This window comes from Mesorhizobium sp. (assembly GCF_004962925.1).
GTDB lineage: Bacteria > Pseudomonadota > Alphaproteobacteria > Rhizobiales > Rhizobiaceae > Mesorhizobium.
Genome location: NZ_SUEO01000320.1, coordinates 1 through 234 on the forward strand (window position 1 = coordinate 1; position 234 = coordinate 234).

Genomic DNA, 234 nt, shown 5'->3' on the forward strand with positions numbered 1-234 from the left:
GCCGCTCCGTCAGCAACCGGAACGCGATAAGCGCGTTTGCGTTCTTTCGACATTCCGAGGTTCTGGTGAAAAAGTTGCTTGCCGCCCTTCTCGTGCTGATCGTTCTTTTCGTCGTCGCCGGCGGAGCGGTCTTCTTCCTGTCCCGCGAAGAGGCGACCGTTCCGATCGCGGAGGGCTACGGTCCCGACCCGACCCTGCCGGAGCCCAATCTGACTTGGCTGCCGACCGTTCATG